This is a genomic window from Nocardia sp. NPDC058480, from assembly GCF_042720495.1.
Classification (GTDB): Bacteria; Actinomycetota; Actinomycetes; order Mycobacteriales; family Mycobacteriaceae; genus Nocardia.
Window position 1 is genome coordinate 254,632 of sequence record NZ_JBHXMN010000008.1, and the last position, 15,661, is coordinate 270,292.

At 68.7% G+C, this 15,661-nt stretch carries 15 protein-coding genes; 8 read left to right on the forward strand and 7 right to left on the reverse strand.

Features of this window, described 5'->3' with window-relative positions:
- The first annotated feature begins 41 nt into the window (after positions 1-41).
- The 3 genes from ACFWO8_RS20945 (at position 42) to ACFWO8_RS20955 (ending at position 2,215) form a co-directional block, all read left to right on the forward strand.
- Positions 42-1,265 (forward strand): ATP/GTP-binding protein, encoded by a 1,224-nt coding sequence (locus ACFWO8_RS20945; RefSeq protein ID WP_378953459.1) that lies wholly within the window; start codon positions 42-44, stop codon positions 1,263-1,265.
- Positions 1,266-1,284: 19 nt separating this feature from the next.
- Positions 1,285-1,629, forward strand: coding sequence for a hypothetical protein (locus ACFWO8_RS20950; protein WP_378953461.1), 345 nt, complete (start codon positions 1,285-1,287; stop codon positions 1,627-1,629).
- 70 nt (positions 1,630-1,699) lie between these two features.
- On the forward strand, positions 1,700-2,215 hold the full coding sequence (locus ACFWO8_RS20955) for a GNAT family N-acetyltransferase (RefSeq protein ID WP_378953463.1): 516 nt from the start codon (positions 1,700-1,702) through the stop codon (positions 2,213-2,215).
- A 5-nt stretch (positions 2,216-2,220) separates the two neighbouring features.
- On the opposite strand, the gene ACFWO8_RS20960 is transcribed toward ACFWO8_RS20955, so the two are convergent.
- The gene (locus ACFWO8_RS20960; RefSeq protein WP_378953465.1) at positions 2,221-2,871 is read right to left on the reverse strand and encodes an amino acid-binding protein; all 651 of its coding nucleotides are present in this window, start codon (positions 2,869-2,871) and stop codon (positions 2,221-2,223) included.
- A gap of 233 nt (positions 2,872-3,104) precedes the next feature.
- On the opposite strand from ACFWO8_RS20960, the gene gatC reads away from it, so the two are divergent.
- Positions 3,105-3,401, forward strand: coding sequence for an Asp-tRNA(Asn)/Glu-tRNA(Gln) amidotransferase subunit GatC (gene gatC, locus ACFWO8_RS20965; RefSeq protein ID WP_101466314.1), 297 nt, complete (start codon positions 3,105-3,107; stop codon positions 3,399-3,401).
- Positions 3,398-4,885 carry an Asp-tRNA(Asn)/Glu-tRNA(Gln) amidotransferase subunit GatA gene (gatA, locus tag ACFWO8_RS20970; RefSeq protein WP_378953467.1) on the forward strand — a complete coding sequence of 496 codons (1,488 nt, stop codon included), beginning with the start codon at positions 3,398-3,400 and terminating at the stop codon, positions 4,883-4,885. The genes gatC and gatA overlap by 4 nt, the downstream gene beginning before the upstream one ends.
- Before the next feature lie 104 nt (positions 4,886-4,989).
- Here the strand turns inward: gatA and ACFWO8_RS20975 are convergent, their stop codons facing one another.
- Both ACFWO8_RS20975 and ACFWO8_RS20980 read right to left on the reverse strand, forming a co-directional pair.
- On the reverse strand, positions 4,990-5,421 hold the full coding sequence (locus tag ACFWO8_RS20975; RefSeq protein ID WP_378953469.1) for an SRPBCC family protein: 432 nt from the start codon (positions 5,419-5,421) through the stop codon (positions 4,990-4,992).
- A gap of 40 nt (positions 5,422-5,461) precedes the next feature.
- Positions 5,462-6,226, reverse strand: coding sequence for a hypothetical protein (locus ACFWO8_RS20980; protein WP_378953471.1), 765 nt, complete (start codon positions 6,224-6,226; stop codon positions 5,462-5,464).
- Positions 6,227-6,393: 167 nt separating this feature from the next.
- Between ACFWO8_RS20980 and ACFWO8_RS20985 the strand changes: the two genes are divergently transcribed.
- Positions 6,394-7,557, forward strand: coding sequence for a sensor histidine kinase (locus tag ACFWO8_RS20985; RefSeq protein WP_378953473.1), 1,164 nt, complete (start codon positions 6,394-6,396; stop codon positions 7,555-7,557).
- 9 nt (positions 7,558-7,566) lie between these two features.
- Positions 7,567-8,232, forward strand: coding sequence for a response regulator (locus ACFWO8_RS20990; protein ID WP_378953475.1), 666 nt, complete (start codon positions 7,567-7,569; stop codon positions 8,230-8,232).
- Between the two features lie 10 nt (positions 8,233-8,242).
- On the opposite strand, the gene ACFWO8_RS20995 is transcribed toward ACFWO8_RS20990, so the two are convergent.
- Positions 8,243-9,139: a hypothetical protein gene (locus ACFWO8_RS20995; RefSeq protein ID WP_378953477.1), complete on the reverse strand. Its 897-nt coding sequence runs from the start codon at positions 9,137-9,139 to the stop codon at positions 8,243-8,245.
- A gap of 156 nt (positions 9,140-9,295) precedes the next feature.
- On the opposite strand from ACFWO8_RS20995, the gene ACFWO8_RS21000 reads away from it, so the two are divergent.
- Positions 9,296-11,764 carry a protein kinase gene (locus tag ACFWO8_RS21000; RefSeq protein ID WP_378953479.1) on the forward strand — a complete coding sequence of 823 codons (2,469 nt, stop codon included), beginning with the start codon at positions 9,296-9,298 and terminating at the stop codon, positions 11,762-11,764.
- A 222-nt stretch (positions 11,765-11,986) separates the two neighbouring features.
- Here the strand turns inward: ACFWO8_RS21000 and ACFWO8_RS21005 are convergent, their stop codons facing one another.
- The 3 genes from ACFWO8_RS21005 to ACFWO8_RS21015 are packed head-to-tail and all read right to left on the reverse strand — an operon-like array spanning position 11,987 to position 15,549.
- Positions 11,987-14,479 (reverse strand): ABC transporter permease, encoded by a 2,493-nt coding sequence (locus ACFWO8_RS21005; protein WP_378953481.1) that lies wholly within the window; start codon positions 14,477-14,479, stop codon positions 11,987-11,989.
- Positions 14,476-15,198 carry an ABC transporter ATP-binding protein gene (locus ACFWO8_RS21010; protein ID WP_378953483.1) on the reverse strand — a complete coding sequence of 241 codons (723 nt, stop codon included), beginning with the start codon at positions 15,196-15,198 and terminating at the stop codon, positions 14,476-14,478. The genes ACFWO8_RS21005 and ACFWO8_RS21010 overlap by 4 nt, the downstream gene beginning before the upstream one ends.
- 27 nt (positions 15,199-15,225) lie before the next feature.
- Positions 15,226-15,549 carry a hypothetical protein gene (locus ACFWO8_RS21015; protein WP_378953485.1) on the reverse strand — a complete coding sequence of 108 codons (324 nt, stop codon included), beginning with the start codon at positions 15,547-15,549 and terminating at the stop codon, positions 15,226-15,228.
- Positions 15,550-15,661: the final 112 nt, after the last annotated feature.

Below are 15,661 nucleotides of genomic sequence, written 5' to 3' on the forward strand. Positions count from 1 at the left end.
GCCTGCCGCGTCGGTATGTCCCGCGGTCCTCTAGTCTGGCCATGATTCACGGAGAGGCGGGACAGCCCTTGCTGCGCAGTTTTCAGGTGACCAATCATGGATCGCTGGCCCAGGCGCAGCAGTTGCGGCTGACCAAGGGCGCCGGTGGGCCGTTGGCGGTGCCGGTGACGGCGGTGCACGGGGTGGCGGCCGCCGGGAAGACGAGCTTCATCGACGCGCTCGGGCAGATGCGGGACGCGGTACTGAATTCCGTGAGCGGATGGGACCCGTACGCGGGTCCGGTGCGCCGACCACATCTCGGGTTCGCCGATCGCCCAACGGAATTCGTCGCGGGGTTCGTCGCTGAAGGCGTGCCTTATACCTATGGGTTCCGGCTCGACAACGTCGATGTGGTCGCGGAGTGGTTGTACACCCATCCCCGGTCGCGCAAGCGGATCGTGTTCGAACGCAGTGGTGACGAGGTCAAGATCGGGCCGATGTTCGAGGCGGCCCGGTACGGGGTGGCGGCGCTGGTGCCGTTGGTGCGGCCGAACGCTCTGCTGTTGAGTCTGGCGGGGCAGATGTACGCCGAGGCATTGGTGCCCGCGTATCGGTGGTTCGCGGCGAATCTGGCTGTGCAGCAGGGCGATGTCGAGACCGACGCGCTCGCGCACGACCTCGGCAGCCACATTTCCCGTTCGCCCGACAACGCGGCACGGCTGTTGATGCTGCTGCGCACGGCGGACCTCGGGATCGAGGATCTGCTCGTGGCCGAACACGATCCGATGTACGCGGACTATCTGCGTGATCTGGACGCCGAAATCGGCGCGCTGGCAGGCCATCTCGACCACCCCGAGCAGATTCTGGTGGAACGGGAGCTGAGCACGCTGCGCGCGGCGCGTGACGCGCTGTACCGGCGCATGGTCGACCGTCGCGGCGCGGGGCTGAGCGTGGTGCACGAGGGCATCGATGTGCCGTTCGAACTGGCCGACGAATCCACCGCAACCCGCTCGCTGCTGCGCGTGCTGCCTGCCATGTTGGAAGCCCTCGACACCGGCCAGGTGCTCGCGGTCGACGATCTCGGCGGCGGCCTGCCGGTCGAGGAGACCGACCGCCTCGTCCAGCTGTTCCAGAACCCGGAGACCAATTCCCGTGGCGCGCAACTGATCTACACCACCGCCGACCGCGCGCTGATCGATCGGGGCAACGGACGCTCCCAGCGCACCCGCACCGCCGTGTGGCAGGTGCGCCGCTCGCTGGGGGTCAGCGAGCTCACGCCGCTGTAGCCGGGCCTAGCATGGGCGCATGCTCGAAGTGGTGATGGCGGCAGCGCTGGTGACGATGCTGGTGGTGACGATCGGTGCCGTTGTCGCCGGACGGACGGGCCGGGGCAGGGCCGGCCTCGAGCACGGGTCGCTCTCTGTGACCGGTGTCAGCCCACTGCCCGCGATGATCGGTGAGCACTACGTGACGATCACCGGCACCGTCACCGGCCCCTCGGTCACCGGCAAGGTCGTCTATCGCCGTTTCGCCTGGGATGCCGCGCACTGGCCCGCCCCCGGCGACCACCTCGCCATCGCCTACCCACCCCACAACCCGGACGACTGGCACGCCGAGCACCCAGGCCTGCGCCCTTACCTGGGCTCCTGAGCGACCTCACCGACCTCGCCAGGCATGGGTGAGTCGGAGCTCACAAGCGTCCAGATGGGATCATTTCGGGATGCACGGTACCGACGGCCAGACCACCGGACTTCTGATCCGCCCCGCTCACCCCGACGAATACGACGCGATCGCCGCGCTGACCGTCGACGTGTACGTGGGCGACGGCTACGTCCCCGACGGCGACGATTACGTTCGGGAACTCGCTGACGTCGCCCACCGGGCGGCCGACGCCGAGGTCCTGGTCGCCGTACACGACGGCCTCGTCGTCGGCTCGCTCACCGTCGCGAAGCCCGGCACGCGCTACGCGGAGATCGCCCAGCCCGGTGAACTCGAGTTCCGCATGCTCGCGGTGTCGAAGCAGGCACGCGGACTCGGTGTCGGCACCGAACTGGTTCGCGCCGTCATCGACGAGGCGAAATCAGGCGACTTCGAGGCGGTCGCGCTCACCACCATGTTCTCGATGGTCGACGCGCACCGGATCTATGAGCGGCTCGGCTTTGTCGGTGTCCCCGAACGCGATTGGGCCACCCATGACGGACTGCAGCTGTTCGTCATGCGGCTCGCGTTGCGCTGACCCGGTCAGTTCAGCACGGTGGCCACGATGCCGGCGAGATAGCCGAGCCGGGCCACTTCCGAGGGGCGGAAGTCGGGCCCACCGGGGCGGCCGAGGAGCAGCGCCCTGCCGGTGTTGCCCAGCGGGGCGGCGGCGAGTTTGGTGTCCATGTCGCGCCAGATCTCCGGCACCCAGTCGGCCTCAGCGTCGAGCCACATCGGCTTCTCGATAGGCATCCACGGAGCCGAACCCGCTTGGGTCTGTGGGGCACTCGGGCTGCCGACGATGCGGTAGGCGCCCGCGGGGCCGATGCCGATGATCGTGGACCAACCGACGCGCAGCACGCGGGGGCAGCCGTCGACGAGTACCTGGAGGCGGTCGTCGCGGGCGCTGGCGACCTGGTCGATCAGTTCGAGCTCGCGGTGGGTGTCGAGCACGCCGGAGTACGGGCGAATGGAGTCGACGTGCACATCGCGCACCGATTCCGCGGCGGTGATGAGGGTGTCGGGCAGTGCGCCGGTGGGGACTTCGACGACGAGATCGTCGATCGCGAAGCCGGCGCCACGTTCCACGACATCGAGCGAGAGAATGTCCGCGCCGACCCCGCCGAGGGCGAGTGCGAGGGAGCCGAGGCTTCCCGGTCGATCCGGAAGTTGCACGCGGAGCAGGTATGACACGTGCGTTCCTTTCCATGCCGGCCGGGGTTGTTCGAGACGAATACCCGGTGAAGCAATACTTACACCCCTGAACGCGGGTTCTCGACCCGAAGTATGACCCCATCGGCGCGACATGCGCGAACTTTCGTGCCAGGCGGGTGCGTCCGACGTGCGGGGCGGGCGCGTAAAAACCCGTCGGGGTCGCCAATTAGGCTGTACCGATACTGCCCACCGAAGCCGAAAGGGGTCCCGCGGTGCCCGCAATCTCCCGCGACGAGGTCGCTCACCTCGCCCGGCTGTCCCGGCTGGCGTTGACCGACGCCGAACTCGACCAGTTCGCCGGTCAGCTGGATTCGATCCTCAGCCACGTGCAGACCATCACCGAGGTCGCCGCCGACGTCCCCGCCACCGCGTCGCCGAACCCGACGACCAATGTGACCAGGCCCGATGTGGTCACGCCCGGCCTCACTCCCGAGCAAGCGCTGGACCAGGCGCCCGCCGTGGAAGAACAGCGTTTCCTGGTTCCGCAGATCCTGGGAGAGGGCGAATGACCGAGTTGACGCAGCTGTCGGCTGCCGAGCTGGCGAGCAAGATCCACGGTGGGGAGGTGTCCTCCACCGAGGTCACCCAGGCGCATCTGGATCGCATCGGCAAGGTCGACGGTGAGCTCAACGCCTTCCTGCACATCGCGGGTGACGAAGCCCTCGCCGCGGCCGCTGTAGTCGATGCCGCGCTCGCCGCGGGCGAAACCCCCGCGTCGTCGCTGGCGGGAGTTCCGTTGGCGCTCAAGGACGTTTTCACCACCACCGACATGCCGACCACCTGCGCCTCGAAGATCCTCGAGGGCTGGATGTCGCCGTACGACGCGACGGTCACCTCGCGGTTGCGCGCCGCGGGCATCCCGATTCTCGGCAAGACCAACATGGACGAGTTCGCGATGGGCTCCTCCACCGAGAACTCCGCCTACGGCCCGACCCGCAACCCGTGGGACACCACCCGCATCCCCGGTGGTTCCGGTGGCGGTTCGGCGGCGGCGCTCGCCTCGTTCCAGGCACCCCTTGCCATCGGCACCGATACCGGTGGCTCTATTCGTCAACCCGCCGCGGTCACCGCGACGGTCGGCGTGAAGCCCACCTACGGCACCGTTTCCCGCTACGGCCTGATCGCGTGCGCGTCATCGCTGGATCAGGGTGGTCCGTGTGGTCGCACCGTGCTCGACACCGCCCTGCTGCACGAGGTGATCGCCGGGCACGACCCGCGCGACTCCACCTCGCGCGATGTGCCGGTGGCGCCCGTCGTCGCGGCCGCAAAGCAAGGTGCCAACGGTGACCTGACCGGCGTGCGCGTCGGCGTGGTGCGCGAATTGCATTCCGACAGTTACCAATCCGGCGTGCTGGCCTCCTTCGACGCCGCGGTCGCGGTGCTGAAGGAACTGGGCGCCGAGGTGATCGAGGTGTCGTGCCCGAGCTTCGAGTACGCGCTGTCCTCGTACTACCTGGTGATGCCGTCGGAGGTGTCGTCGAACCTGGCGCGCTTCGACGCCATGCGCTACGGCCTGCGCGTCGGTGACGACGGCAGCCACAGCGCCGACCAGGTGATGTCGCTGACCCGTGAGGCCGGTTTCGGGCCGGAGGTCAAGCGCCGCATCATGATCGGCACCTACGCGCTGTCGGCGGGCTACTACGACGCCTACTACGGCCAGGCCCTCAAGGTCCGCACGATGATCGCGCGCGACTTCGACGCCGCCTACGAAAAGGTCGACGTGCTGGTCTCGCCGACCAGCCCGTTCACTCCGTGGAAGCTGGGCGAGAAGGTCGACGACCCCCTAGCTATGTACCTGTCGGACCTGTGCACCCTGCCGACCAACCTGGCGGGCCACCCCGGCATGTCGGTGCCGTCGGGTCTGTCGGCCGACGACAACCTGCCGGTGGGTCTGCAGATCATGGCGCCCGCGTTGGCCGACGACCGCCTGTACCGGGTCGGCGCGGCCTACGAAGCGGCGCGTGGTGCGCTGCCGAGCCCGAGCGGCGTCTGAGAAAATCCCATCAGCGGGGTGCGCCGGTTCGAAAGAATCTGGCGCGCCCCGCTTTTGGTTATCTCCTCGGCTCGATCCCGGCCGCACAGCGGGCGGTCAGGTGCCTACGCGGTCGCGCGGCTGCCGACGCCCGCCGTCATCGCGGTGAAGCCCGCGCGCAAATGCTTGCCGAGTGCCAGCGTCACCACCGGGCTCAACCAGCCGGCGAGGGTGAACCGTGACTCGTAGCGGCACCGGTCGGGACCGAGGGGGACGACGGTGTGCGAGCGCAGGCTGTGCAAGGTGCCCAGGGGTACCGACTTCATCGAGTAGCTGAACTCGACGCCGGGGGTATGGGTGCGGATCCATTCCCGCTGCGGCCTGCGGTTGCTGCCGAGTTTGACCCGCATATCGATGGCCGAACCGGGTTCCAGCGTGCTCGACGCCTCGTAGCAGAAGGTGTTCCACTCGCCGTAGCGTTCGAAATCGGTGAGCACCTCCCACACCTTCGCGGCGGATGCGTCGATCTCGATCGTTTCGTCGATGACTAGGGCCATGGGTGAAAACTAGGACATGTTCTAGTTTTGGGCAACCCGATCATGCCAACCGGCGACGTACCTTGCGCAGCGCGTCGATGATCACGGCCGAGGCCGCCGTCACCGCGAACAACCCGAGAACGGTGCGTGCGAGCGGCCAGAGGTTGGGGCGGTCGGCCGGGTCGGTTTGGGCGAAGACGTTCTCGACCACCGGTGCGCCGTACTCCTGGCGTCGCGAGTTCACGTCCACGGCGGTGAACGCGATATCGGCCATCACGGCGCAGCGGGCGCGGGAGAACTCGTCGTCGCGCAGCTCGCAGGCCGCGTGGATGCGCCGGTTCAGCGCCGCGTCCACCGAGCGGCGCGCCCACCCGCCCAGCGGTTCGTCGATCCGCTCGGCGTAGCGCAGCACGTCGTAGCCCAGGTCGTGGGCCTTGCAGGCGGGCTCGAACTCGGCGGGCAGCGTCACCGGCGAGGAGCAGTCGCCGTTCGGGTTCACCAGCAGGCCGTCTTGCGGCGCGGGGTCGTAGCCGAACTTGTAGCCGAAGTCGCGCGGGATCAGCGAAGTCGCGTCGGGGCTGTCGTCGCTGAGCGCCCGCACCGCGGCGGCGGCCACCACGTTCTCGGTGCTGTCCGGGGTGGTGCCGCCCATGGCGCCCGGTGCCGACATGACCACGGCCGCTGCCATGGCCAGTCCGGCCGTGCACAGGGCGACGCCGCTACGACGGCGGTGCTGTCCAGCGGCGGCGGGGGTCGGCTCGGAGGCTGCGGTGTCTGCGGTACGGGCCACAACAGCGGCGGGTACCGGGCGAAGCGGGGTGTTCATGGCCTCCGACGGTAAGGAGCGGGTCGCGCGGCAGGCATCCCGCTGCGGACTTGTTTTTCGGGGCGCGCGGGTGGCAGACCCGGCGCCGGGGTCACACCAGGGTAGGGGGTCGTATTCGGTTCGTGGGTATGAGGTCCGCTGACCGGACGGTTCGTAGGCTCACTGTCATGACCGCACCACTGCGCCCCGCCGCGCGAGGAGTACCCGCGCGCACCTGGTTCGACTTCGCAACGGTGCTGGTCGCGCTGATTTTGTACAGCATCGCGTGGCCGACGTTGTTCGTGACCCATGAGGTGTCACCGGTCACCGCGCCGCTGCTGTCGGCACTGGCGGCCTTCCCGATTCTGTTCGTGCGGGTCAACCCGGCGATGGGCTGGGCGATCTCCGCGGGAGCCGCGCTGTTGTTCTCGATCGGTATGCAGCCCGGCGCGGACAATGACCTGCCCTTCCAGGTCGTGCACGTCATCGTGCTGTTCGTGCTGCTGTTCGCGGTGGCGTTGCGGGCCTCGGTGCCGATCGTGGTCGTCGCGTGGGCGGCCACCTCGATGCTGTTCGCCACCACCATGCCCGGCTCGGAGACCGGTCCGCTGTGGGGCTGGGCGATGGGGTTCGGCGCGCTGGCCCTGTTCGGCTATCTCGTGCGGATCCTGCTGGCCTCGCGGCGCAAGCTGGAGCACCAGGAAGAGGTGACCGAACTCGAGCGCGCGCGCCGGGCGATCCTGGAGGAGAAGGCGCGCATCGCCCGTGACCTGCATGATGTGGTCGCCCACCACATGTCGATGGTGGTGGTGCAGGCGCAGACCGCGCCGTATCGGATCACCGACCTCGACCAGGCCTCGCGTGCCGAATTCGAATCCATCGGCGCCACCGCCCGCACCGCGCTCAACGAGATCCGGGGCCTGCTCGGGGTGTTGCGCAGTGACGGCCAGCTGCCCGAACACGCGCCGCAGCCGCGCGCCTCGGACGTGCCCGCGCTGTGCGCGTCGGCCCTGCGCGCGGGTCTGCCGGTCGACTGGACGGTGACCGGGGATCTGGATTCGGTGCCGGAGACGACCGGCCTGGTCGTCTATCGGGTGGTGCAGGAATCGATGGCCAACTGCGCTCGGCACGCACCGGGTGCCGCGGTGCAGGTCGCGGTGGCGGTGATCCCCGGCGAGGTGGGCGTGACCGTGCACAACGCCGCGACCGCCACGGTGCCGCAACCCGGTGCGGGCGGTGGTCACGGCATCGACGGCATGCGCACCCGCGTTGTCGCGGTCGGCGGTGAACTCCACGCGGGGGCCACACTCACCGGCGGATTCGAGGTCTCGGTGAAACTGCCCACCCACTAGGGTGGTTGGGTGGCTATTACCGTTTTGATCGCCGACGACCAGGCGATGGTGCGCCAGGGTTTCGGTGCCCTGTTGGGCGCGCAGACCGATATCAGCGTCGTCGGCGACGCACCCGACGGCAAGGTGGCGGTGGCCGAGGCCAAGCGGCTGCGTCCCGATGTGGTGCTGATGGATGTGCGGATGCCGGAGATGAACGGCCTCGACGCCGCCCGTGCGATCCTCACCGCGAATTTCGATCCGCCGGTGCGGGTGCTCATGCTCACCACCTTCGACATCGACGACTACGTCTACGAGGCGCTGAGCATCGGTGCGAGCGGGTTCCTGCTCAAGGACGCGCCCGCCGAGGAATTGGTGCGCGCGGTGCGGGTGGTCGCCGATGGTCAGGCGCTGCTCGCGCCCACCATCACCCGCAGGCTCATCGCCGACGTCACCCGCAGGCGCAATACGGTGCGCACTGCCCCGGCGCCGGCGCTCGGCACGCTGACCCCACGCGAACGCGAGGTGCTCGAACTGGTAGCCAAGGGGTTGTCGAACACCGAGATCGCCGCGGCGCTGTTCGTGGCCGAGCAGACCGTGAAAACCCATGTCTCCAAGGTGTTCTCGAAGCTCGGGCTGCGCGACCGCGCCCAGGCGGTGGTCCTGGCGTATGAATCCGGCCTGGTCGTTCCCGGCTGAGCCGGTGCGCTCAGCGCGGGCAGACACCGCCGCGCAGGTTCGGCAGGTGCCGGGCCAGCAGCAGCGCCATCCGATCGAGCAGCACGGTGGTGTCGTCGAACGAACCCGAATCAGCCTGCGCCGCAAGGGCCACCGCGAGCTGACCGCTGCCGATGGGCACCAGTCCGAACTGGCGCACGGTGTAGATCCCGGTGACGTCGTCGGGACCCCAGCCGCCTTTGAACTCGGTGTTGTCGAGCAGGCCCAGACCCCAGCCCTGTTCCTCGGTGATCTCGCCCATCAGCGCGGTGACGACCTCGGCCTGCGGCAGGCACGGCAGCCGCGACGCGAACCGCACCTGGTTGGCCAGCGACCATTCGGTGCCACCGAAGGCGGTGACGTCGAGTTCGGTATGGGTGCCCGCTTTTCCGGTCGCCGCGTCGCCCGCCTCGTCGAGGATCTGCTGCACGGCGTCGGCGGCTTCCGGTGCGTCACCGAGGGATTCCCACAGGCCTTCGGCGGCGTCGTTGTCCGACACCGTGATCGCGGCCTGCACCATCTCGAAGATCGACTGGTCCTGATCGTGGCGCAACGCGGCGACCGCGAGCGGGATCTTGATCGTGGACCAGGCGATCCCGGTGGACCAGTCGCCGTAGATCGTCATCCGGCCGCCGCCGACCGGCATCAAGGCCATGCCGACCTGTCCGGGCAGCGTCGATTGCAGCAGGGTGAACTCCGCCGCCAGCGAATCGGGGGCCACGATGGACAATCCCGGATGCCAGGCGTCTTCACTGTTGACGGTGACGGTGGGCGCGCTCACCGCCGTCGGGGTGCCGGGCGTAGTACACGAGGTGGACAGCACGGCGGTTGCCAGCACCCCACCGAGCAGCAGCCTGCGACAGGCAGCCGCCTTTCCGGTCGACTTCACCACCGAATCCTCCCCACCACCCAGTGCGTGTGTGCTTCGGCGGTGCAAACTTCTCGTCAAACGCGTCCGGACGCTACCGGACGACCGTTAGCAAGTTTCACCGATTTTCGGCGAGAATTCGAATGAGCGTGGTCACACGGTTGGAAGGGGGTCACAGTGCACGACATCGGTGAGGTGTTCGCCGGGTTCACCATCGAGGCGATGTTGGGCCAGGGCGGCATGGGCACGGTGTACCTGGCCCGGCATCCGCGCCTGGATCGGCTGACCGCGCTCAAGCTGCTCAACCGGGACCTGTTCGCCGACGAGCGAGTTCGCGCACGGTTCGAACGGGAGGCCGATCTGGCCGCCGGGCTCGACCATCCCGGCATCGTCACCGTCTACGACCGGGGGACCGAGGGTGAACAGCTCTGGATCAGCATGCAGTACGTCGACGGGATCGACGCCGCGACCGTCGACCCGATGGCGTTGCCGCCCGAGCGAGCCGTGCAGATCATCGAAGGCGTCGCCGACGCACTGGACTACGCGCACGGCAGGGGAGTGCTGCACCGAGATGTGAAGCCCGCCAACATCTTGCTGGCCCGCTCCACCGGTGGCCAGGGCGAGCGGGTCTTCCTCACCGACTTCGGCATCGCCCGCCTGCGCGCCGACTCCACCCACCTCACCCAGCAGGGAATGTTCACCGCGACACTGGCTTACGCGTCGCCGGAACAGATGACCGGCGCCGACCTCGACCACCGCTCCGACCAGTACTCGCTGGCGTGTTCGCTGTACTGGTTGTTTACCGGGTTGGCGCCCTTCGACTCCGCCGACCCGAACGAGATCATCCGCGGAACCCTCTATGCCCCGCCGCCACCCTTGGCGCTGCGGCGCGCGGGTCTACCGCCGATCATGGACGCTGTGCTCGCCGCCGCGATGGCGAAACATCCTGCGGCGCGGTTCGATTCGTGTGTCGCGTTCGCCAAGGCGGCACGTCAGGCACTGACCTCGAAGACGCCGCCTGTCCTGCCGCGTCCACCCGCGAACCCGGCGCCGGGCTACTACCCGCCTGCCCCGCAGCCCGGACCGGCCACACCCTTCCCGCAACCGGGGATGGCGCCTCCCGTTTACCAAGGCCCACCCATGCAGCCTGGGCCACAACCCAATTGGCAGCCGCCGTCCCGCCCGCCCGCCGCTGTCCCGCCGGCGGCGGTCCAGCGACCGGTTGCGCAGTCCGCGGCTCCGCACGCGGCCGCTGGTCCCGTTGCCGCACCGCCGAATGCGGTACCGCCCGCGATGCCTGCACCGGGAAGGCAGTTCGTGGCGCCCCCGTCTGGCGGGCAGTGGTCGGACGCGGAACCTCCCGGTGCGCGGCCGTCTGGCGTGCAACCGCCTGTTCCAGGTGGGGTTTCGTCGGCTGACTCGAGCGCTGGACCGCTCAGTAGGTCTGGGTCGCCTGCGGATCAGGAGCCGACTGCCGAGCCCGCACCCGCGCCACCCCGCGGTGGGGCAGGAACACCGTCCAGCTCGATATCTCTCGACAAGCCTGTGGCGTCCCCGCTGGAGCGATCCCGCGGGGGTGAGGCGATCGGCGGCGACCGCGGCCCGGGATCCGCGCGCTCCGTCAGCGGGAGTTCGGCTGCTGACGGCGAGGATCTGGACGAGGTATCCGCCACTGCGGCAACAGATGTCATGTCGACGCCCGATGCGGGCGAACTGGATGCGGCGAATTCGGCGGCCTTGACCAAGGTGACGTCGATCCCTGGACCACCGAACGCAGACCGAGCGGGACAGCTACCGCCACAGGGCGTCTCGCAGCAGGATGGGGCGGGCCAGGCGATGCCTCCGGGCGGTGTGGGGCAGGGTGGCGTAGGTCAGCCGGGTAGTGCGGGTCGGCAGCCCGGTGCGGCGCAGCCAGGGCAGGGGGGACCTTGGGAGGGTCCTTCGCGGGGGTATTGGGCGGTGCCTCGGCGGGTTTCGGGGATACAGCGGTTCGGGTGGGTGCTGTTGGTGGCGCTGGTTCTGGTGTTGGTGGCGTTGGTTGTCGCGTTGGTTGTCGTGGTCTTGCCGGGGGATGACGACGGCGATCTCGACGCGGAGGGCGGCGCGAAGAAGCCGTCGAGTTCGGTTGCGGAGGCGGAGGATTCGTTCTCGAGTGGTCGGCGGGTGTTTCCGACGTTGGTTCCGCAGGGGGAGATGGGTGATGGGGTGGGGTATCGGGGGACGCGGTGTGTGGGGGTGCGCGATGTCAGCGAGTTGGCGTGGAAAGAGCCTGCGCTGCAGTGGACTCCGATCTCTGCCGGATGGCAGTGCGAGCGGGCCGACAATCAGGCGGGTGCGGTGAGCTACCTGGTGCTGGAGTACGCGAACGCGGGCCAGGCGCGGTCGGTGTCGGAGGCGCTGCCCGCGACGGTTCGCTATGCGGGGGACAAGGACGGAGTGCCGTTCTCGTTGCAGCGGTGGGTGGTTCAGGATCCGGCGAGCACTCGCACGCAGACCGCGCATCAGGTGCTGAGCTTCCCCGATGACTCGGATCGCGCGAATTATCTTGTCGTGGTGAGCCGCCGGGGCAGCAGCGGCACCGGCGGGGCCCCACGCCCCTCCGCGCAGGACGAGGTCATCGCGTGGTGGGAAGAAGTCCCCCTCTGATCGATAACCGCTGACCGTGCGGGATCAGCCTCCTACCGCACAGAGCGCCACCACGCCGACCCGCCTGCGACTGTTTCAGGGTCGCCGGCTCAGTCGCTCGCCGCGTCGGACGAGATGCCCGCCGGTGTGGCGCGGGCTCGGGGTTCACGGCCGCCGCCGCGACGGTCGACCTGTCGTCGCTGCGGCGCCAGGCAGGGACACCTGATGCCGCAGCGACCAACGTCAGTCCACGGCCAGCGCCGCCACGATCGGCATCCTCGCCGCGCGCAGGGCAGGCGGGATCGATCCCAGCAGTGCCAGGCCCAGTGCGACCGCACTGTAGACCGCGATCACCGGGCTCGGACGGTAGACGATGTCGATGGTCATCGCATGGCCGATCCCCACGGTGGCCAGGTATTGCACCGCGATGCCGACGACGAGACCGATTGCCGCGCCGATGAATCCGATACCCGCGGCCTCGGCCAGCACCGAGCGCAGGAGGAACTTGCGGTTGGTGCCCATGGCGCGCAGCACCCCCAGCTCCCTGCGTCGCTCCAGGACCGACAGCATCAGGGTGTTCAGCAATGCCACCGTCGCCACCAGCACGACGATCCACAGGATCATGTTGCTCATCGCCGCACCCTGCTGGACGCTCGAGGAGATCGCGTCGACCATGTCGTCGCCGCTGTCGACATGGATCTCCTGGGGGACCACAGCGCGCACCGCGGCCCGCACCGCGTCGGGATCGGCGCCCGGCACGTACTGGATCGACAGGATCGTCTCACCGGGCCGCTGATACCACTCCCGCATCTGGTCGAGGTTCATCATCACCACCCCGGATACCGCGGTGAAGTACGGAATCACCTGCAGTACTGCCGTTTTCCGCTTACCGGAAGGGGTGGGCATGGTGATCTCGTCGCCGACGGCGAGCGAGAGCGAACGGGCGACGTCGCGGGTGATGACAACGCCTTCGCGCCGCTCCATCCGATCGATCACCGCCGGGTCAACCGCGCCGAGGCGGGTGTCGGAGGTGCTCGGCGGATACCCCTGCAACATCACCCGACCGCTGCCGATGGTCGCGAAGGCCATTTGGGCTGGGTTCACCTGTTCGACACCGGGCACGGCCGCGACCCGGTCGGCCAAACCGGGGGGCAGCACGGGGCCGGTCGGGAACTGTTCGACGGGGCTCGGACTCACGTAGAGGTCGGTGTCGCCGAGACTTTGGAACGAATCGGTCGCCGACTTCACCATGTTGCCCGCCGCTCCACCGAGGGCGACCACCGCCGCGACCCCGATCATCACCGTCATCGCGGTAGCCCACACACGGCGTGGCGCGCGTTCCAGCGTCGTCGCCCCGAGTGCGCCCGGCGCACCGAACCAGCGGGCGATCGCCGCGGACCCGCGCACGATCGGTCCGGTGGCGGCGAAACACAGGAACACCGTCGCGGTGAAAGACAGCGTGATCGCGGCGAGCGACAGACGGCCGAGGTCGAGGAAGGCGATGACCACCGCCGCCGCACCGAGGAACAGGCCTGCGGCCAGTGCGACCCACCGCAGAACCGAACTGGCCGACGCGGCATCGCTGGCCTCCACGGGTGCCAACGCCTCGACCGGGGCGACCTTGTATACCTGCCGCGCGGCGATCGACGCCGCCAGCACCGTCGCCACCACGCACGCGGAAATCGCTACGGGCACCGCGTAGTTCGGCACCTGGAACTCGGTCCGCGCCTCGACCGACTGCACGATCGCGGCGGGCAGCCTGCCGATCGCGAACCGCCCCATCAGCGCACCGATCCCCGCGCCGATCGCCCCACCGATCAGCCCGAGCATCGCCGCCTCGACGAGCAGATCGCGCACCATCGGCGCGCGCTTGCCGCCGATGGCCCGCAACAGCGACAGCGTCGGCCTGCGTTGCGCCACCGCCATACTCATCGCGTTGTAGATCAGGAAGGCCGACACGATCAGCGCCGCCGCCGACGACATCAGCGTGGAATACCGCATGATCTGAATCGCGCCACCGGCCTGCGCGGTGCGCAGACTCGGCTCGGCCACCACGGCCCGCCCGTCCACCGCTTCGGTGAGCGCGGTGCGCAGCGCGGCCACATCGGTGCCGGGTTCCACCACGATCTGCACCGAATCGAGCTTGCCGACCCGGTCGGTGAGCAATTGGATCAGCGGCAGCGGACCGGCCACCACGTGGCCGCTGTTGAGCCGATTGGTCGCCTCGGAGTCGAGGACGGCGGCGACCTTGGCCGTGCCTGCCCCGATCCGCACCGGGTCACCCTCGCGCAGGCCCATGGCCGCGCCGACCAGCACGCCGCGCTCGGTACCGAGCAGCTTGGTGGTGTACTGCGACATCGGCCCCGCCAGATCGCTGCCGAGCGCGCCGATCGTCTGATCGGCCCCGATCAGCAGCGCCCGATCAGGGCCCGCGCCCAGCGTCCCGCGCAGCATCGGCACCGCCGTCGCCACCCCGGGCGTCGCGGTGATCCGGGGTAGCAGTGACTGTTCGAATCCCGCATCGGTGATCCCGGTGATCTCGAGTTCGGCCGTGCCTGCCAGACCCTTGGTGAGCTTGTCGACCGACCCGGTGACCGAGCCGGAAATACTCAGCACCGCCACGATCAACGCCGCCGATACCCCCATCACCGCCCCCGACAAGAGGGTACGGCCGGGATGGCGGAGCAGTTCACCGAAGTTGAACAGCCGCAATCGATCCCATGCCGCGGCGATCATGCGTCGACCCGCGCGGTGGCTAGCTCATCGGCGCCGATCCGGCCGTCGCGCAACGTGATCACCCGGTCGCAATAGTCGATCGAACTCATGTCATGCGTCACCATCACGACCGAATTACCTTGCGCGGTAATGTCACCGAGCAGGGTCAGGATCGCGGCGCCGGTCTTGGAATCGAGGTTGCCGGTCGGCTCGTCGGCCAGAATCAGCGGCGGATCCATGATCAGAGCCCGCGCCACCGCCACGCGCTGCATCTGCCCACCGGACAGTTCCGCGGGCCGATGCTGCGCCCGATCGCCGAGGCCGACGAGGTCGAGCAACTCCAGTGCGCGCGGCTTCGCCTTGCGTAATCCGGTGCCGTCCAACAATTTCGGGACGGCCACGTTCTCCCACGCCGACAGGGTCGGCAGCAGGTTGAAGAACTGGAAGACGAAGCCGACCTGTTCGAGGCGGAACGCAGCCTGCTTGTCTTCATCGAGATCGCCGATCTCGGCGCCGCGGAAGCGGATCGAACCCTCGTCGGGGCGGTCGAGCGCGCCGAGCAGGTGCAGCAGGGTGCTCTTGCCGGAACCCGACGGGCCGATGATCGAGGTGAACTGGCCTGCCTCGATGCGCATGCTCACCTCGTCGAGCGCGCGCACTTCCTGATCGCCGACGCGATACTGCTTGACCACCCGGGTCAACTCCAGCATCGGCTGCTCCTGCGATTCGATGTCGGGCATATCTTGTCCCCCAATGAGTTTCGAGTTTCAGCGTGCGAGTGCGCGGTCGCGGGTAGTCTGCCCGATCGCCGGGCGTGCGTCGAGAAGTGCACGCAGGGCCGGTTGTTCGGCGGCCAGCTCGAGATAGGCCTCCATCGGGGTGCAGCCGTCGATCTCGGCGAGTTCGAGTTTGACGTGGAGATGATTGTCCCAGCGATTGGCCAGTGCCTGCAGCAGGCCGTCGACGCCGCCGAAGAGCCGGTCGAGTTCAGCGATGCCGGCGAACAGTGCGGGGTCGTTCGGGTCGATCGCGGCCCTTGCGAGCACGGTGTGCACAATCTCGGTGCGGTGGTGCAGATCGGTCCAGGTCATGGGCTTCACCTTCCGTGAGCGGGTGAACCACACGCTACGGGCGGTGAAATGCCGAATCGTCGTGCCGGGGACCCGACTTCTTCTCCTACCGCGGTAGGAGATCGGTACCGTT